This is a genomic window from Mariluticola halotolerans (assembly GCF_021611515.1).
In the GTDB taxonomy this organism is placed as follows: Bacteria; Pseudomonadota; Alphaproteobacteria; order Rhizobiales; family Devosiaceae; genus Mariluticola; species Mariluticola halotolerans.
Genome location: NZ_CP090960.1, coordinates 1,125,645 through 1,144,251, shown reverse-complemented (window position 1 = coordinate 1,144,251; position 18,607 = coordinate 1,125,645). Strand labels below are relative to the sequence as shown.

The window sequence follows — 18,607 nt, the reverse complement described above, 5'->3', positions numbered from 1 at the left end:
TAAGACCGTGTTCACCCAACTGGTCGTAGAATTATCCACAGGACCAGTGGTCCTTTGTAAATGAGTAGGGGAACGAGAGTGGCACGGACAGCTTCAGCACCTTCACACGAGGGGCAGATCGAGCGCCCGGCGGGGCAACGGGTAATCGATCTGGTGCATCTGGCCCGGCAAACGCTGGGGGATCGGGGCCTTGAGCATGAGGTGCTCAGAATTTTTGATCAGGGTGCAAAAACCTATTTGCTGCGTCTTCGCAACGCCCAGTCACCTGATGAAATCAAGCTGGCTTTGCATTCGCTAAAGGGCGCTTCCGCCGGTGTTGGTGCCAATGGCATCGCCGGGCTGGCCGTGGCCGCTGAAGCTGAATTTCGCGATACCGGTGCAGTCGCCGACGAGACGGTGGCCGATATCGGCTTTGCCGTTGAGGAAGTGCACCTGTTCATCGCCGAACTGCTGCAAGACTGATCGTCAAGGCCGCCAAACGGACCGCCGGACAGGAAGGGCGGTTCAACACCGCTGTTCGCGGGTGTGCGGCAGCGTCGCGGGGCGGCCGCCTTGCCCCGCACGGACTGAATGGCTATATGCCATCGTGTAGCTCCTCACTGGATATCCCATGACAAAAATTACATTCGTTGAACCGAACGGCACCCAGCACGAAACCGAGGCGGAAACCGGTTCCACGGTGATGGAAACGGCTGTGCGCAATGGCGTGCCGGGGATTGTCGCGGAATGCGGTGGTGCCTGCACATGCGCCACATGCCATGTCTATGTCGATGACGCCTGGACCGAAAAGGTCGGCGGCCCCTCGGTGATGGAAGAAGACATGCTCGATTTTGCTTTTGACGTGCGCGATTCCAGCCGTCTGTCCTGCCAGATCAAGGTGCGCGAAGAGCTGGACGGGCTGGTTTTGCACGTTCCGGAGAACCAGGGCTAGGCACCTGACACTGCGAACACCGGCGTGAAATTTCCAACCAGATGCCAAATCACGCAATCATTTCGCTGGCACATGCCGTTGTGCACCGTTCGCTTTCTAAGGCGCGCTCGGCACGGGAAATATAAAAGCGATTGATTTTCAACGCCTTGTTGATGGCAGGCCATTAGCTTATTTTTGCACATCTTGATTGGAAGGTGTGCAATGGGCGCTCTCAATACATTTCCGGTGTCTTTGAAGGTACAAAATCGGCGCATCGTCATTGTTGGCGGCGGCGATGAAGCGCTGAACAAGGCACGGCTTGCGGTCAAAACCTCCGCCGATGTGGTCATCGTCACCCGTGCGGTTGAGGTGGATTTCAGCGGTTTGCCGGTCACACTTATTGCCCGCGCATTCGACGTGCTCGATCTTGAGGGGGCGGCGATGGTCTTTGTGGCCGATCACGGTCCCGATGGCGCCGCCGCCAAGATTGCCGCCCGTCAGGCCGGTGTGCCGCTCAATGTGGTCGACGTGCCGCATGAGTGCGATTTCTTCACCCCTGCCATTATCGACCGCGCCCCGCTGTCCATTGCCATTTCATCCGAGGGCGATGCCCCGGTGCTGGCGCGCCTTGTGCGCGCCAAAATCGAAGCCTTGTTGAGCCCCAACCTCGGCCCACTTGCAAAACTGGCCGGCAGCTTGCGCGAGCGCGTCTCGGCCATATTGCCCGAAGGACCCCGGCGGCGGCGCTATTATGAGGAACTGGTGACCTCGCCCGCCGTTGAAAGCGCGCTTGATCTGGGCGTGTCCGACGCCTGGCGCGAGGCCGTTGGCCTGCTTGACCGCCATGCCGCAGCTGATGACGAAGCGGGCATTGTCTGGCTGATCGGGGCGGGGCCGGGGGCTGAAGATCTGCTGACCCTGCGCGCCCAGCGCCTTCTGCAACAGGCCGATGTGATCGTGCATGACCAGTTGGTGCCCGATGCGGTGGTCGAAATGGGCCGGCGGGATGCGGAACGGGTCAAGGTGGGCAAGGCCAAGGGACATCATTCTTTCACCCAGGCGCAAATCAACGCATTGCTGGTGCGTCTGGCGCGCGAGGGCAAGAAGGTCGCCCGGCTGAAATCCGGTGATCCCATGATCTTTGGCCGTGCTGGCGAGGAAATCGCCGCGCTGCGCAAGGCAGACATTGCCTATGCCATTGTGCCGGGCATCACCTCAGCGCTCGCCGCTGCTGCCGACAGCGCCACCCCGGTCACATTGCGCAAGGTCGCCAGCGGCTTTGTGGTGGCAACGGCGCACGGGGCCGATAATGCGGAACTGCAGCACTGGGTCACGCTGGCGCGGCAGGGGATCACCCTTGGTCTTTATATGGGCAAGTCGATTGCCGCTGACATTGCCGGCAAGCTGATCAAGGCAGGCCTTGAGGCCAATACGCCGGTCGGCGTTGTGGTCAATGCTGGCCGGGCCGACAAACAGTTATATGCCGGTTCGCTGGAAGATTTGCGGCTGGACACATTCGAGCTGGTCGAGGGACCGGCGATTATTCTGATTGGCGAGGCCGTGTCGCGCGGCGACTGGGCAGATGCGGTGCCGCTCGTTGAACAACAGGTTAGGGTTGCATGAGGCCAATGGAAATTCTCACAGCAAATGAAGTGGTCAGCGGTGCCGCCGTCTATGTGGACGGGGCAGGGCGTTGGCAGATGGATCTGCAAAAGGCGCGGTTATTCTCCGATGATGCGGCACGCGACGCGGTGATCGAAGCTGCCAAGGCGACGGGCCGGCTGGTCAGCATTGAAATCGAGAAAATCGAGATCGTGGACGGCAAGATCGTGCCCAACCGCTTGCGCGAGCGTATTCGCGCTGAAGGCCCAACGGCCCCTTATGGTCCCGAACGCCAGGAACTTGGAGAGGACGGTCATGTATCGTTATGATGAATTCGACGCGGCTTTTGTCGCGGGCCGGGTCGAGCAGTTCCGGGATCAGGTGGTCCGCCGGCTGAACGGCGAACTCAATGAAGACCAGTTCCGCCCCTTGCGGCTGATGAACGGGCTTTATCTGCAATTGCACGCCTATATGCTGCGGATCGCTGTGCCTTATGGCACGCTCAGTTCAAAGCAGATGCGCAAGCTGGCCCATATTGCCCGCACCTATGATCGCGGCTATGGCCATTTCACCACCCGGCAGAATATCCAGTTCAACTGGCCGCGTCTCAAGGACGTGCCGCTCATTCTTGACGAACTGGCCTCGGTGGAAATGCATTCATTGCAGACCTCGGGCAATTGCATTCGCAACGTGACCACCGACCAGTTTGCCGGTGCCGCCGCTGATGAAATTCTCGATCCGCGCCCGGTTGCCGAAATCATCCGGCAATGGTCCTCGATCCATCCCGAATTCACTTATCTGCCGCGCAAGTTCAAGATCGCCATTACCGGTTCGCCGAACGACCGGGCGGCGATCAAGTTCCATGATATCGGGCTTATGGCGCAAACCAATCCCAATGGCGATATCGGCTGGGCTGTCTATGTCGGCGGTGGCCTTGGCCGCACGCCCATGGTCGCCAAGCTGATCAACGGCTTTGTGCCGCATGAGCATTTGCTGGCCTATCTGGAAAGCATTCTGCGCGTCTATAACCGCTATGGCCGCCGCGACAACAAGTTCAAGGCCCGCATCAAGATATTGGTGCACGAAGAGGGACTTGAGGTCATCAAGGGGCAGGTTGAGCAGGAGTTTGCCGAAATTCGTGGCGGCGTCCTCACCTTGCCGCAGGAAGAGCTGGACCGGATCACCACCTATTTCGCGCCGCCCCAGTTCGCCAATTCCGGCCCGACAGCGTTTGATCTCGAAGCAATCCGTTTGACGGACCCGTCTTTCGCCCGCTTCATCGAGAACAACACCCATCCGCACAAGCAGATCGGCTATACCAGTGTCACCGTGTCACTTAAGCCGATTGGCGGGGCGCCGGGTGATGCCAGCGATGCGCAAATGGACGCCATCGCCGATATCGCCGAGCGCTACAGCGCCGACGAACTGCGCGTAACTCACGAGCAGAACCTTGTTCTGCCGCATGTCGCCATTGGCGAGCTGCGCCTGGTCTATGACGCGCTGGTGAGGGCAAATCTGGCCGATGGCAATATCGGCGAGATTTCGGACATGATTACCTGCCCGGGGCTGGATTTCTGCGCTCTGGCCAATGCCCGCTCCATCCCGATTGCCCAGGAAATTTCGCGCAAGTTCAGCGCGCCGGAACGGCAAAAGGAAATCGGCGAGCTCAAGATCAAGATTTCGGGCTGCATCAACGCCTGTGGCCATCACCATGTCGGCCATATCGGCATTCTCGGCGTGGAGAAGAAGGGCACCGAACTCTATCAGATCACGCTGGGCGGCGACGCCACGGAAGATGCGGCAGTTGGCAATATTCTGGGACGCGGCTTTGTTGCTGAAGAAGTGCCCGGCGCCATTGAAAAACTGGTCGATACCTATCTGGCCGCCCGTACCAGCCGGGATGAAAGCTTCATTGCAGCTGTTCGCCGGCTGGGTGACGCGCCGTTCAAGGAGGCACTTTATGGTGCAAGCTGATGTGATGCATTCCACCCACAAGCCGGACCGGCTGAGGGAACTGGGTATTCTCTCGCTCAACGGTATGTTCGACGAACAGGATTCGTTGTCCGTTATTCGCCAGGCATTCGAGATTTCGCCCAAGGATATGGCCGTTGTGTCGTCTTTCGGCGCGGATTCGGCTGTGCTGCTGCACATGCTGGGGCAGGTGGCCCCAGATGCGCCGGTATTGTTTCTGGAAACCGGCAAGCATTTCCCCGAAACGCTTGAATATGTCGAAACCCTGAAAACCCGCTTTGGCCTGACCAATGTGCGGGCCATCACGCCCGATTCTGCCGATCTGGCGCGTTTCGACCCCACGGGGCAATTGTGGGAAACCGATCCCGACAGCTGCTGCCATATCCGCAAGACCGAACCGCTCAATGTCGTGCTTGAGGGCTATGGAGGCTGGATTACCGGGCGCAAGCGCTTCCAGACCTCGGATCGCGGTGTGCTGCCGCATTTCGAACTGACCAGCGACGACCGCATCAAGGTCAATCCACTGGCCTACTGGACGAATGACGACATCGAAGTCTACAAGAAGGCGCACAACCTTCCAGAGCACCCGCTCTATAATGCGGGGTACAAATCCATCGGCTGTGCACCGTGCACGTCAGTGGTTGCCGAAGGCGAGGATCCGCGTTCGGGCCGTTGGCGCGGTCTCAACAAGACCGAGTGCGGCATTCACTTCGATTTCAACGGCAAGATTGCGAAACCCATGGTTGAAACCCAGTTGACGCTTTTCAAGGATGGCAAATTCATCGCCGACCCGTGGCGCGCCTGGGCCGAGGATGACCAGCCTGCAAACGTGCGGTATACGCATGTGCCCCTGCCGGTCTTTCTTGAAAACCGCCAGGCATTCCTCGCCAACCCGCATCCCCTGGGTCTCCTGATCAATCCCGGCGACAAGGTGGAAGACGTGGCCGAGGATGTTGCGCGTTTTGCCTCCATCGCGGTCGCTTTTCCCGCCTTCACTGACGGGCGGGGCTATTCCTCGGCCCGTTTGCTGGTTGAGCGTTTTGGCTTCAAGGGCGAATTGCGCGCTGTCGGCGATGTCCTGCATGACCAGATCCCGCATATGTGGCGGTGTGGTTTCACGGCCCTTGTTGTCAGCCACGCTGCGACACGGAAGGCCCTTGAAGAAAACCGCATTGCTGCAGTAACCCTTTTCATGCAGCCCGTGGGCGCATCGGTCGAGGTGCCAGCCGGCACGCGGCCTTTCCTGCGCCGCCCTGTTCCCGAACCGGCCTAACGCCCTTTAAAGAAACAATTCAGAGTAGATAATGAGCGGAAACGAAATCGTCACCGATGTGGTTGTTATTGGCGCAGGGCCGGTGGGCCTTTTTGCCGTATTCGAGCTTGGGCTATTGGACCTGAAATGCCATCTGATCGACATTCTCGATCGGCCCGGCGGGCAATGTGCCGAGCTGTATCCGGAAAAGCCGATCTATGACATTCCCGGTTTTCCGGTGGTGACAGGGCAGGCGCTGACCGACAATCTCATGCAGCAGATTGAACCCTTCGGGCCTGAATTCCATTTCAACCGCATGGTCAATTCCATCGAAAAGCTGGAAGATGGCAGCTTCCGTCTGGTCACGGATGCCGATGAGGTGTTCCTGACCAAGGTTGTGGTTGTGGCCGCCGGGGGTGGTTCCTTCCAGCCCAAGCGTCCGCCCGTGCCTGGTATTGAGGAATATGAAGGCAAATCAGTCTTTTATTCGGTCCGGCAGATGGAGGCCTTCCGGGGCGAGGATCTGGTGATCGTTGGTGGCGGCGACAGCGCGCTCGACTGGACGCTCAATCTCGCGCCTCTCGCCAAATCCGTGACCCTCGTGCATCGCCGCGACGATTTCCGCGCCGCACCGGCCTCTGTCAATGAAATGCGGGCGCTGGTCGCCAAGGGCGAGGTTGACCTGAAAATCGGCCAGATCGCTGGATTGGACGGCGAGAACGGGCAATTGTCCGCCGTGCGGCTGAAAACCGCCGATGGCGAAATCAGCGTACCCGCCACGCGGCTGCTGCCTTTCTTCGGGCTGACAATGAAACTCGGCCCCGTCGCCGATTGGGGTCTGGAACTCAATGACAACCTGATTGCTGTCGACACCGAAGAATTCTCCACCAGCATTCCCGGCATTTTCGCCATTGGCGATATCAACCATTATCCCGGCAAGCTGAAGCTCATCCTTTCGGGCTTCCATGAAGGTGCCTTGATGGCGCAAGCTGCCAAGCGGATTGTGAATCCGGGCGAACGGGTGGTGTTCCAGTACACAACCTCCTCGACCAAGCTGCAAAAGAAACTCGGCGTCGTCTGATGCTAATCCGCCGGGCCTTCGGGCCCGGCACATTAACCGCAAAGAGCAGGCCCATGAAGATCCATGTAACCGACCAAGACGGCAAACAGCACGAGCTGGAAGCGCTCGAAGGCTGGCGGGTGATGGAAGTCATTCGTGACTGGGATTTGAATATCAAGGCTGAATGCGGCGGCTCATGCGCCTGCGCCACCTGCCATGTCTATGTTGATCCCGACTGGTTGCAAAAGCTCGCGCCCGCCACCGACGAGGAAGAGGACATGCTCGATACGGTGGGCGATGTGGAAGACAATTCCCGCCTGTCCTGCCAGATCCTGATGTCCGATGATCTCGATGGCCTGAAGATCACACTCGCCGCCTCTGCGGCCAAGGACGAGCAGGCCGCCTGATTTGATACCCCCAAGGCTCACGTCCGATCTGGCGCTGTTCCTCGATTTCGACGGGACGCTGGTCGAGATTGCGCCAACGCCGGATTCGGTTGTTGTGCCGGATCACCTGCCCGGCATACTGGCGGAAACAGCTGATGCGCTTGGCGGGGCGCTGGCTATTGTCTCGGGCCGCACGCTGGATGACGTCACCAGATATCTGCATCCGCTTGTGGCGCCGGGCTCGGGCAGCCACGGCGTCGAGCGGCGGCGGGCCGATGGCTCCATCGCAGCACCCGACCCCGAAATCGGCCGGGTAGCGGCGGAAATCATCGCCGGCGTCGCAGCGGAAATCGGCACGCAGCCCGGTTTGCTGTTCGAGGACAAGCCCTGGTCCGCCGCGCTGCATTATCGGGGCGCGCCAGCGCTTGAGGCTGAGTGCATTGCCGTCATGCAGCGCGTGGTGGCCGTTTATCCCGGCTGGGAAGTCATCATCGGCAAGATGATTGTTGAAGCCAGATTCGCCGGATTTTCAAAAGCCAGTGCCGTTGATGCCTTCATGCAGGAAGCGCCCTTCAAGGGGCGGGTGCCGGTCTTTATCGGCGATGACCGCACCGACGAGGATGGCATGCAGGCCGCTGAAAAACATGGCGGTTACGGCATTAAAATAGGCGAGGGGAGCAGCATTGCCCGCTATCGCCTCACTAATCCGCAGGATGTGTGGAACTATCTGGCCGCTTCTCGCGTTTGACATAACGATCCCTTAAGGCGACACTTGGCGGCGAGATAACGTGCCGACAATGTTCGCTGGGAGGGGTTCGGGAGGAAACCGAAAGGCCAAACCAACATGAAACCGCTTGTCGTCGTCTCCAATCGTACCCCCGGCAAAGAAGCCGCAGCGGGAGGTTTGGCGGTCGCCCTGAAAAAGGTCCTGAGCGCGCAGGACGGCTTCTGGTTCGGTTGGTCCGGAGAATTTTCCGAAACACCCCCCGCCGCTGCCAGTTTTGAAGATATTGACGGCTTGTCCGTTGGCACCATTCCGCTCTCGCGTGAAGCCCATCATGGCTATTACGAGGGCTATTCCAATTCAGTGCTCTGGCCCGCTTTCCATCATCGGCTGGATTTGGTCACCATCGAGCCGGGCCAGTTTGAGGCCTATTTAGGCGTCAACCGGGCTTTCGCCGAGGCGCTGGCCGCCGAAATCACTGAAGATCATGTCATCTGGGTGCACGATTATCACCTGATCCCCTTGGGGCAGGAATTGCGTCGCCTTGGCGTCAAAAACAAGATCGGCTTTTTCCTGCACATCCCCATGCCCGGACCTGAAATTTTTTCGGCCATCCCCCATCATGGCGAATTGCTGGCCTGTCTCGCCGATTATGATCTGGTTGGCCTGCAGGCCGAGCGCGACGTGGAAAAGCTGCACGAGCTGCTTTCCTGCTCCAGCCTGCCATCGGTCTCGGATCTCAATAACCCGCGTCCCTCCAAGGATTTGCACACCATCCAGGCTTTCCCCATCGGCACAGATCCCGAGGCGTTTGGCGCGCTGGTGGAAGAGGTCGATGCAGAACGCACCGGCCGGCTGGTGACGAAAGCCACCGCCGGGCGCGATATCATTCTCGGCGTCGACCGGCTCGACTATACAAAGGGCCTGCCCGAGCGGATTGCCGCTTATGAATATCTGCTCGAAACCTTCCCGGATTGGCGGCGGCGTGTGCACATGCTCCAGATCGCGCCGGTCTCGCGCGACAGCATCGCCGAATACCAGAATATCAGCGATCAGCTGGATATCGCCTGTGGCCGGTTGATGGGAAATTATGCCGAGCCGGACTGGAGCCCGCTCAACTATGTCAAACGCGCCTATCCGCAATCGACACTTGCCGGCCTCTACCGGGTGGCGCGCGTGGCCCTGGTCACCCCGTTACGCGATGGCATGAATCTCGTTGCCCACGAATATATCGCCTGTCAGGACCCAGAGGACCCCGGCGTGGTCGTCTTGTCACGCTTTGCCGGCGCCGCAGAATTGTTTCCCGAGGCCTTGCAGGTCAACCCGCATGACGTTGAAGAAACAGCGCAAGCCATGCATGCAGCCTTGTGCATGTCCCTCGCCGAACGGCGCGAGCGCTGGACGGCGCTGATGCAAACCGTGCAAAAGCGCTCGGTGGACAATTGGGCCCGCGACTTCCTCGATCAGCTTGCCGCTTCAGCTGATAACGCAAACCGGTCGGCAGCATGAAAAGCAGAAGCCGAAACAGGGGGTAAAAATCCCTCTTGATTTAGGCGGAACTCAGGATCATCTTCCCGGCAAACGGGATGCTTCGCCATGAGCCTGATTGAATTTTTGCCCTATGTAATTGCCCTTGGAATTGCCGCGGCCATTCCCGGTCCCGGCATTGCGGCCAGTGTCGGCAAGGCGCTCGGCTCCGGGTTCCGGCCGGCCTTCTATTTCATGAACGGGCTGGTGCTGGGTGATCTGACCTATCTCACCTTTGCCGTCCTCGGGCTCTCGGCCATCGCCGCACTGTTCTCCGGCTTTTTTGTCGTGGTGAAATTCGCCGGTGCCGCCTATCTGCTCTGGCTGGCCTGGAATTTCTGGCGTGCGGGCATCGATCCGGAAAAAATGCACGCAGGGCAGGGCGCGGGGTTCTTGTCTTCCTTCACCGCCGGATTTTCCGTGACCATGGGCAATCCCAAAACCATTATTTTTTATATGGCCCTGCTGCCCAGCGTCATCGATCTGACCACCGTCACCCTGCAAAGCTATCTGATATTGGCGGTATTGACGGTGATCGTCCTCTATCTTGTGGTCATCCCTTATATCGCGCTGGCCAGCCGCGCCCGCGCATTCCTGCGCAATCCGCGCGCCTTGCGGCTGCTTAACCGGGGCGCTGCCACGGCCATGGCAAGCGCTGCCGCTTTCATCGTTATCCGCGAAGGCTAGGTCTTGCCGCCCTTGCTGGCGATATTTGCCAGATCGGTCATAAAATCCATCACAACCGGTTGCTTGAGCGCCGAAAAGGGCAGGGGGCGGGTCACGCGCATCGCCGCGATACCAACCCGGACGGTCATCAACCCGTTGACCAGTCCTTCGCCCAGCCGGGCAGATACCTTGGCCGCAAGTCCATGCCCCACCAGCTGCTGCACCACGCTGTCACCCAGCGCCACCCCACCGGTCACCGCCAGATGGCCCAGAATGGCCCCCGCCAGCCGCCAGGCACCAAACAGGCCCGGCCGCGCCCCATAAAGTTCGGCAATGCCGCGCGCCAGCTTGAAGCTCTCATAGCCGACAAAGGCAATATCGACGAGAGCACGCGGTGAAATCGCCGTGACAATGGCAACGCGCCGGGCAGAGGCTGCGGTGAGGGCTTTGGCGCGGGCGTCAAGCGGCCCCATCAATGCCCGTTCGGCCATGTGCACCATATCGCTTCCGTCCAGCAGCGCCTTTGCATCAGCATCCAGCGCCGCCCGTGGCCGCGCCAGATCAGCTCGCGTCGCATAAAGCATTTCAAGTTCGCCGATCAGTTTGCGCCCATCATCACCCTTGTCACTGATCAATACCGCCGCAGCTTCCGCCCGCATGGCGTTGAGGCTGCGCAAGCGCAACAAGGCGGTGATCTCGCGCACAATCAGGGCGATCACTGCCAGAACAAACAGCACCAGCGCGACCATGCCGGCCCAACCCAGCCATTCATAGCGGGCAAACAGATCGCGGATCAGCTGTTCGGCCGCGAGCCCCAGCCCCAGCGACACCAGAATACCGGCCGTGGTGAACAGGATCCGTCGCAACCAGCGGCCCCGCTTGCGCTGCGGCGTCGGGGTCAAATCAACCGCATCTTCTTCGCTGAAGGTCTCGATGATTTCCGTGTTCGGCTTGGGCGTGAAAACGCGCGGCGTGCGCACGGTCTCGCTGGTCGATGTTTTTGCCTGGGTCGGGCGGGCCATGGGCTTTTTCATTTCAGCCAGTCTCCAAGCAGAAAATCGAGGGCGCGGTCGAGCCGGATATAGGGCAGAATGGGGTCGCCATGTTCAGTTCTGGCCAGCTTTTGCGGCGGCATGAAGCGCATGAAGTTCAGGTCAACCGGTTCGCCGTCTGGCTGCAGCACTGTTTCGGCCTTTTCCGGCAAGTCGCCGGGGAAAAGGGCAATTTCCGTTTTGCCATCGTAAACTTCATCACCCAGCCGTTCACCCTTTTCCGGCGTGCCGACAATGACATCAAGCTTTTCGCCATTCTCTTCGATCACATCCTCGGACGTGGCCCGGATCGAGGCCAGCGCCAGCGAGCGTGTTTCAGCGCCGACAAATTTCGCCCGCCGCGCCGCATTGGCTACCAGCCGGTTCAGCACCGCTTCCAGCCGGTCATGGGAGGCGTGATGCAAATGATCGGCCTTGGTCGCGGCAAACAGGATCCGGTCGATCCGTCTTGCAATGAGCTGGATAAACGGATTGGGCGACCCGGCCCGGAAACATGCCAGCACGTCGGTCAGCGCCGTTTCGAGGTCAGCCACGGCCTCAGGGCCGGCATTCAGGGCCCTCAGAGCGTCCACCAAGACGATTTGCCGGTCCAGCCGGGCAAAGTGGTCCCGAAAGAAAGGCCGCACCAGAAGGCTCTTATAGGCCTCATAGCGCCGTTCCAGCATGGCATAGAGACTATTGTGCTTTTGCGCCTGATCCGGCGTCGGCAGCGGCGCAAAGGTGAGGGCGGGCGACCCCTCCATATCGCCGGGCAGCAAAAACCGCCCCGGCGGCAGGGTGGAAAGGGCGCGCCCATCATGGCGGCTGGCGCGCAGATATTGGGTAAAGGTGCTCGCCAGCAGCTCCGCATCCGTGTCGAGCGCCGGTTTGGCACTGTCGATTGAAGCCAGCGCCTCAAGAAACGGCTTGGCATCCTCCGCCGAACCAGCCCTGCGGGCACGGGCCAGCGCCTGTTCCGACCATTCAGCAAAACTCAGCGAGAGGAGCGGCAGATCGAGCAGCCATTCGCCCGGATAATCGACAATATCGAGATTGAGCTGGCTTGTCCCTAGCATGCCGGTCAGCCAGTTGCCGCTTTGAAATTTCAGCGTCACCCGGATTTGCGAAATCCGCCTTGTGCTTTCAGGCCAGTGCGGTTCTTTCCCGGTCAATGCCGCCAGATGCTGTTCATAGGCAAAGCGCGGCATGCCCCGGTCGGGATGTTCCGTCAATTGCGCCCCGATCAACCGCCCATCCGCCAGCGGGCCGAAACCGGGCATGCGGCTATTGGTCAAAAGATTGTGGATCAGCGCAGTGATGAAAATCGTCTTGCCGGCGCGTGAAAGCCCGGTAACGCCGAGGCGCAGCGTCGGGGTGAACATGCCGGTGGCGGCATCACCCAGATTGCCGAGCGCAATGCCGACCTCATCAACAATATTGGCTGGGGGCTGCGCCATGAAAATCCCTGTCTGAACTTAACTGAAGGTAGGGATCAGGGGCGAAATTGCAAGCCATACCGGCAGGGTAGCCCGGGCGGACCGCCTGCACATCGGTCCGCCCGGCGGGTTCTATTCCCCGGCAGTGCCGATCGCATCAATATCGAACGGCGTTGTCTGGTACATCTCGTTGATCCAGTTCTGGAAAAACAGATGCGCCGAGGCGCGCCACGTATTGAGCGGCTTTTTGTTAGGATCGTCATCGGGAAAATAATGGGCGGGCAAAGCCGGGTTCAGTCCCGCTTTTGCGTCCCGCTTGTATTCATCCCCCAGTGAGGTCGCGTCATACTCAAAATGGTTGAGCATGAAGATCGTGCGGTGGCGCTTGTCCTCCAGCATGCAAATCCCCACCTCATCGCTATCAATCAGAATATCGAGCGACCCATCCCTGGGCAGCGTTTCGCGGTCGATATCATTATAGCGGCTCACCGGAATGGCAAAATCATCCGAGAACCCGCGCAGATAGGGCGAGTGTGGTGCCTTGTTCTGGTGCCGGTAAACGCCTACGGCCTTGTCGTCGCGCCGCTGCCGCTTGACCCCGTAGAAGTGATAGAGTGCCGCCTGCACACCCCAGCAGATGAACATGGGCGAATGCACATTGGTGCGCGTCCAGTTCATGATGTCGAGCATTTCAGGCCAATACCGCACTTCTTCAAACGGCAAATGTGCAATCGGCGCGCCGGTCACGATGAACCCGTCAAACTTGCGCTCCCGCACATCTTCCCAGCGCGAATAGAACGAGTTGAGATAATCCTCGGACGTATTTTTCGATTGATGGTCGGAAATCCGGATCAGCGTCAGATCGATCTGCAGGGGCGTCGAGGCAATCAGTCGGGCAAACTGGGTTTCCGTACTTTGCTTGTTGGGCATCAGGTTGAGCAGGCCTACCTGAAGCGGGCGAATATCCTGCCGCTCGGCACGGGTGGAATCCATAACGGCCACGCCTTCTTTCTCAAGAATAGCGCGGGCAGGCAGGTCATTTGGAATACGAATAGGCATAGTGCTGGATCTTTCCGGTTTTGCGCCGCCCTGGTGGTGCGCCGGCCCATGAAAGGGGCCAGAAGGCGCAGCGCGTGGCGGCATGAACGCATGAAATCATGTTCCAAACCCTCATGGAGCCTGATGCATCCGAAATGCATCCAGGCGCCCATGAGGGCATCACATGCCCTTGCGGGCCGAAATCGCCTTGCGCATCAGGTCCATAAAGTCAGCCCCGTCGCGCACGCTGGCAATATCGGCCGCATCAACTGTGTAGCCATAACGGTCCGCCAGCGCTTGATAACGCGGCAGCCGGTCATGCAGGAGCGCTTCAAACCCCCAGACGGCAAAACCCGCCGGATCAACATCGTCATCCTTGGTGATACCATGCGCCTGCTTGTACTCAGCCCATTTCCTGACCAGAAATGCAGGCTGATAATACATCGGCTTCGGTGCCTTCTTGAAGCGCTGGATCAGTTTGTCCGCGTCGTCTTCCGTGCCGCGAATATACAACAGGGCCGTGTTTGCAGCGAGCGTGCGGATCACTTCGTCATCGGGATTGTCCGGGTCAATCACTTCAATCAGCGAACCACCCGTATCGGCGATGAAATCGGAATAGCCATAAAGCGCCTGCGCCCGTTCAATAAAATAGGGCACATCGTTCAGCGCATGAATTTCCGCCACCCGGTGCTGTTCCTGCCGGTGCTGATATTCAGCCAGCGGCAAGCCCCCCAGCGCCGGATTGCCCGGTGTGCCGAGATAGGTCGAGAGCGGCTCCAGATTATCAAAGGTGATATTGGAGGACAGATAGATGGAGTCCGAAATCAACAGGTCCCGCAAAAACGGCACCTTCATCGCCTCGCGCTTGAAATTGTCGACAATGAATTCGCCCATATGCCGCGTGCCGATGCGATAATCGACCGAGAAGTGAAACCATTTATGCGCGCGCAACAGCGCCGACAGCCGGGTTTTGCCCACACCGGCCATGCCGAACACGGTGATGGCGTGTCCGGGGCGTTCAACAAACTGGTTTGCGTCGTCAAAAAGCATATCGCGTCACTTTTTCATGTCAGCGGGCCTGCTCCCGCACGCTTTGCGTTTAACTTATGTCCCCCGCGCGCACAAGCAAGCAGCGCCCGGGCGGCAGAATTTGCCGCTTTGCGGGTAATAGATTCCGCTTTTACCCAGGTCCAGATCGTTAATTCAGACTTAATATCCTTGTTTTTCAGCAAGTTACAAGTTTGGCACGGTCCTTGCGATCTGTTTGTCGAAAATGGCGTGAAAAGCGCTTGGGGCAAATGGAGAGTTGAATGGGTATTTATGGTGCTCTTGCCACGGCAGTAAGTGGGCTTCGCGCTCAGTCTTTCGCGCTCGAGAACATCTCGGGCAACATCGCGAATTCGCAAACAACGGGCTACAAGCGGATCGAGACGACCTTTGTCGATCTCATTCCGGATGCGCCGGTGAAATCCCAGGTGCCCGGCGCGGTGATCGCGCAATCGCGCAGTACCAATAACGACAAGGGCGATGTTATTTCGTCCTCCGTCGACACCTATATGGCGCTGAACGGTTCGGGCTTTTTCGTTGTTGAGGAAAAAGTGGGCCAGAACGACGGTACAGCCGTTTTCGGTGGCGCCAGCTACTACACTCGCCGCGGTGACTTCGATGTCGACAAGGAAGGTTATCTGGTCAACGGCGCTGGCTATTACCTCAAGGGTCTGCCCATTGATGCCGCGACCGGCAATATTTCCGGTTCCGTGCCACAGGTGATCAAGCTGTCCAACGCGTTTCTGCCCGCGCAGCCCACCAATCGCCTCGATTATCAGCTCAACCTGCCGCAGCTGCCAAAGAACGCAGGCTATGATTCAGCGCTGCCGGGCAGTGAACTGCTCGATCCCGCTGATTACATGGCTTTGCCAGCTGACGTGCCGGCAACAGCCACAGGCGGCATAAACACCTTCGCTGGTGCTGACGTGCCCAACACCATTTTCGCCAATGGTCAGACGCTCAGCTTCACCGTCGGCGGTGTCACGCGCACTTATGGCTTCGACGATACCGGTGCAGCGGTTGCGGGTGCCGATGTGACCTTCGACACTGATCTGGCGCCCAATGACACACTGACCGGGCTGCTGGCGTCCATCGAGGCTGATTTGCAAGCGCTCGGCGGTGATTTCGCTTCGGCAACAGTTGGTCTTAACGGCGGCGCAATGGAAGTCACACTGGGTGCCAACACCACCGATTCATTGACGATTGGCGGCACCGGTGGTCCGGCCTCGGCGGGCTTTGCCGCCGGGCCTTTCAATCCCATTGATCAATCCTACCTTAATCAGGTTGCGGCGATCAACGCGGATGACAGTGATGATTTCCTCTCCAACTCCATCGCCGGCGGCGCGATCACCGTATTTGCTGAAAACGGCTCACCGGTAAACGTGCAGTTGCGTTGGGCCAAGGTGGCCAGCGAGGTCAATGGCGGTGTTGACCGCTGGAACCTGTTCTATCTGGAAGACGGCAACGCATCCGGCACGGATCCGATGTGGCGCAATGCCGGCACGGATTACGAGTTCAATGCCGCAGGTTCGCTCGATCCGAACATCCCCAGCATCACCATTCCCAACCTTCAGGTGAATGGTATTGATATCGGCGAAGTGACCATCCAGCACAATACCGGCGGTGTAACCCAGTTCGCCAATGCCAATGGCACCGCCAAGGTGACCCAGCTCAGCCAGAACGGTTACGCCGCGGGTGAGTTCATCTCTGTCACCATCAATGATGCTGGACGCGTCGTGGCCTCCTATACCAACGGGCAGCAGATCGAGCTTGCAGCGGTGGTTGTGGCGAATTTCAACTCGCCCAATTCGCTCAAGCGCATGGATGGCGGTCTGTTCGCGGCGACCTCTGAATCCGGGGAAGCCATTCTCGACAATGGCAGCGGCATTATCGGCGGTTCGCTTGAATCCTCGAATACCGATATTTCCGAGGAATTCACCAAGCTCATCGTGACCCAGCAGGCTTATGCCGCTGGCACACGCATCGTGTCGACCTCCAACGACATGCTGCAAGAAGCCCTGAACATGGTTCGCTAGTTGGCGCGCAAGATTAAGCCGGGCGCATTGTGTGCCCGGCTGTTCCCGGTAAGGAGCCCGCATAATGGGTCTTAGTGTATCACTGTCAAATGCGCTTTCGGGTATGCACACGACCCAAAAGGGTCTTGAAGTCCTCTCGCGCAATGTCGCCAATGCCGGCACGCCGGGCTATCACCGGCAGTCGGTCAATATCGCCGAGGAAATGGGCAATGGCTCAAGCGCCTATGCCCGCCTTGCCAGTGTTGACCGGGCCTTCACGGAATCCTTGCAGCGGCTCTACAACCAGGAATTGTCCAATATCGGCAATGCCAACGTGAAGGCCGATTTCCTGTCGCGGATCGAGACACAGCTGGGCAAGCCCGGCGACGATACATCGCTGAACAGCCTTTACCAGAATTTTGAAAACGCCATGCAGGCCATGGTGACCAGCCCCGACGATTATACCGCGCGCAGCGAAGTCGTCTCCAGCGCGCAATTGCTCGCCTCCAAGCTGAACAGTCTCACAGCGTCGGTGCAGGGCCTGCGGCAGGAAGCTGAAAACCAGATATCAACCCATGTGACCGAGTTGAACCGCTCATTGCAGTCGCTGGCCAAGATCAATAATTCCCTGTCCGATCAGACAGGTGACGCCACGTCGCGCGCCGCGCTTCTGGATGAGCGTGACCGACTGGTTGCCTCGATCTCCGAACTGATCGACACCAATGTTGTCTACCGCCCCGATGACACCGTTGCCATCATGACCAGCACCGGTCTTGGCCTGCTGGACAATGGCGCGACAGTATTTGAATTCCAGGGCGTCGGCGGCATCAATGCCGGTTCGCTCTCCAATATTGATGACACCAAGAATGGCGTCGGCAATCTCTACGCCACAACCCCCTCTGGCCTGCGCCTTGATCTGGTGGAGCAGGGGATCATCCAGTCCGGCCGTCTGGGCGGGCTTCTTGATCTGCGGGATGACCTGCTTGTCGAAATGCAGGGTCAGCTCGACGAGATCGCCTCGGGCCTGGCGCAGTCGCTTTCGACTGTGACCACCGAAGGCACGGCGATTGCAGGCCCGCCAGACGGCTTTAGTCTCGATCTGGCAAATGTACAAAAGGGCAATGACTTCACCGTCTCCTACACCGTCAACGGCACGGCACAGACCGTTCGCGTGGTGCGGGTCGATGATCCCTCGAAACTGCCCATGGATACCACCGGTCCGAATGGCGAGCGTGTCCTTGGTCTGGATTTCAGCGGCGGCATCGGTGCTGTCGCCACCGCACTCGATGCAGCCCTTGGGCCAGCGATCAACGTATCCAGCCCCGGCGGCACCACTCTGGAAATTGTTGACGACGGTCTGGGCAACACATCTGACATCACCGGGTTGAGCAGCCGCACCACCGCCACCGGCAATCAGAACGGTACGCTGGCCATCTCCCTGTTCACGGATGCCAACAATGCCGGCTTCACCAACAGTCTCGATGGCGATACGCAGAAGCTGGGCTTTGCTGGCCGCATCAATATCAACACCGCCATTGTCAACGACAACAGCCTGCTGGTGAAATACGATAGCGGGACGTCACTTGGGGATCCCGCCCGCGCCCAGCACCTGCTGGATGGTTTGCAGAAATCCACCTTTACCGCAACCAATGCCACTGCGGCGGACCGCGGCAATTTCCGTCTGGCCGGCGGTGTGCAGAACATGATTTCCCAGATGATGAATTATCAGGGCAATTCCATCACCTCGGCAAACAGCAACGAGAATGCCGCAGCCCTGGCGCTGGAGGCGGTGACCATCCGCACCGACGCCGAATACGGCGTCAATGTCGATGAAGAAATGGCCCGCCTGCTGGAATTGCAGAATTCCTATGCCGCCAGCGCCCGCATCGTGTCGGTGGTGCAGGAACTCATCGACAATCTGATGAATATCTAGGAGTGATGA

17 protein-coding genes are annotated in these 18,607 nt (G+C 59.1%); 13 read left to right on the top strand and 4 right to left on the bottom strand.

Features of this window, described 5'->3' with window-relative positions:
* The first annotated feature begins 78 nt into the window (after positions 1 to 78).
* From L1P08_RS05550 to L1P08_RS05500, 11 genes are all read left to right on the top strand, one after another.
* A complete protein-coding gene (locus L1P08_RS05550) occupies positions 79 to 462 on the top strand; it encodes an Hpt domain-containing protein (protein ID WP_303619007.1) in 384 nt (127 codons plus the stop codon).
* 148 nt (positions 463 to 610) lie between these two features.
* On the top strand, positions 611 to 931 hold the full coding sequence (locus tag L1P08_RS05545; RefSeq protein WP_303619006.1) for a 2Fe-2S iron-sulfur cluster-binding protein: 321 nt from the start codon (positions 611 to 613) through the stop codon (positions 929 to 931).
* A 201-nt stretch (positions 932 to 1,132) separates the two neighbouring features.
* The gene (cysG, locus tag L1P08_RS05540; protein ID WP_303619005.1) at positions 1,133 to 2,533 is read left to right on the top strand and encodes a siroheme synthase CysG; all 1,401 of its coding nucleotides are present in this window, start codon (positions 1,133 to 1,135) and stop codon (positions 2,531 to 2,533) included.
* Between the two features lie 5 nt (positions 2,534 to 2,538).
* Positions 2,539 to 2,841, top strand: coding sequence for a DUF2849 domain-containing protein (locus L1P08_RS05535; protein ID WP_303619004.1), 303 nt, complete (start codon positions 2,539 to 2,541; stop codon positions 2,839 to 2,841).
* Entirely contained in the window at positions 2,828 to 4,486 is a 1,659-nt protein-coding gene (locus L1P08_RS05530; RefSeq protein WP_303619003.1) for a nitrite/sulfite reductase, read from the top strand. The genes L1P08_RS05535 and L1P08_RS05530 overlap by 14 nt, the downstream gene beginning before the upstream one ends.
* A complete protein-coding gene (locus L1P08_RS05525) occupies positions 4,473 to 5,756 on the top strand; it encodes a phosphoadenylyl-sulfate reductase (RefSeq protein ID WP_303619002.1) in 1,284 nt (427 codons plus the stop codon). The genes L1P08_RS05530 and L1P08_RS05525 overlap by 14 nt, the downstream gene beginning before the upstream one ends.
* A 31-nt stretch (positions 5,757 to 5,787) precedes the next feature.
* On the top strand, positions 5,788 to 6,816 hold the full coding sequence (locus L1P08_RS05520) for an NAD(P)/FAD-dependent oxidoreductase (RefSeq protein ID WP_303619001.1): 1,029 nt from the start codon (positions 5,788 to 5,790) through the stop codon (positions 6,814 to 6,816).
* Between the two features lie 53 nt (positions 6,817 to 6,869).
* Positions 6,870 to 7,202, top strand: a complete 333-nt coding sequence (locus tag L1P08_RS05515) for a 2Fe-2S iron-sulfur cluster-binding protein (RefSeq protein WP_303619000.1) — start codon at positions 6,870 to 6,872, stop codon at positions 7,200 to 7,202.
* Position 7,203: 1 nt separating this feature from the next.
* Entirely contained in the window at positions 7,204 to 7,929 is a 726-nt protein-coding gene (gene otsB, locus L1P08_RS05510) for a trehalose-phosphatase (protein WP_303618999.1), read from the top strand.
* Positions 7,930 to 8,025: 96 nt separating this feature from the next.
* The gene (locus L1P08_RS05505) at positions 8,026 to 9,414 is read left to right on the top strand and encodes an alpha,alpha-trehalose-phosphate synthase (UDP-forming) (RefSeq protein ID WP_303618998.1); all 1,389 of its coding nucleotides are present in this window, start codon (positions 8,026 to 8,028) and stop codon (positions 9,412 to 9,414) included.
* Positions 9,415 to 9,501: 87 nt separating this feature from the next.
* Positions 9,502 to 10,119, top strand: a complete 618-nt coding sequence (locus tag L1P08_RS05500; RefSeq protein WP_303618997.1) for a LysE family translocator — start codon at positions 9,502 to 9,504, stop codon at positions 10,117 to 10,119.
* Here the strand turns inward: L1P08_RS05500 and L1P08_RS05495 are convergent.
* From L1P08_RS05495 to L1P08_RS05480, 4 genes are all read right to left on the bottom strand, one after another.
* On the bottom strand, positions 10,116 to 11,132 hold the full coding sequence (locus tag L1P08_RS05495) for a YcjF family protein (protein WP_303618996.1): 1,017 nt from the start codon (positions 11,130 to 11,132) through the stop codon (positions 10,116 to 10,118). The genes L1P08_RS05500 and L1P08_RS05495 overlap by 4 nt on opposite strands.
* On the bottom strand, positions 11,129 to 12,586 hold the full coding sequence (locus L1P08_RS05490) for a YcjX family GTP-binding protein (RefSeq protein WP_303618995.1): 1,458 nt from the start codon (positions 12,584 to 12,586) through the stop codon (positions 11,129 to 11,131). The genes L1P08_RS05495 and L1P08_RS05490 overlap by 4 nt, the downstream gene beginning before the upstream one ends.
* A gap of 111 nt (positions 12,587 to 12,697) precedes the next feature.
* The gene (locus L1P08_RS05485; protein WP_303618994.1) at positions 12,698 to 13,624 is read right to left on the bottom strand and encodes a homoserine O-succinyltransferase; all 927 of its coding nucleotides are present in this window, start codon (positions 13,622 to 13,624) and stop codon (positions 12,698 to 12,700) included.
* 159 nt (positions 13,625 to 13,783) lie between these two features.
* The gene (locus L1P08_RS05480) at positions 13,784 to 14,653 is read right to left on the bottom strand and encodes an ATPase (RefSeq protein ID WP_303618993.1); all 870 of its coding nucleotides are present in this window, start codon (positions 14,651 to 14,653) and stop codon (positions 13,784 to 13,786) included.
* 260 nt (positions 14,654 to 14,913) lie between these two features.
* On the opposite strand from L1P08_RS05480, the gene L1P08_RS05475 reads away from it, so the two are divergent.
* Positions 14,914 to 16,686: a flagellar hook protein FlgE gene (locus tag L1P08_RS05475; RefSeq protein WP_303618992.1), complete on the top strand. Its 1,773-nt coding sequence runs from the start codon at positions 14,914 to 14,916 to the stop codon at positions 16,684 to 16,686.
* A 64-nt stretch (positions 16,687 to 16,750) separates the two neighbouring features.
* A complete protein-coding gene (gene flgK, locus L1P08_RS05470) occupies positions 16,751 to 18,598 on the top strand; it encodes a flagellar hook-associated protein FlgK (protein ID WP_303618991.1) in 1,848 nt (615 codons plus the stop codon).
* Positions 18,599 to 18,607: the final 9 nt, after the last annotated feature.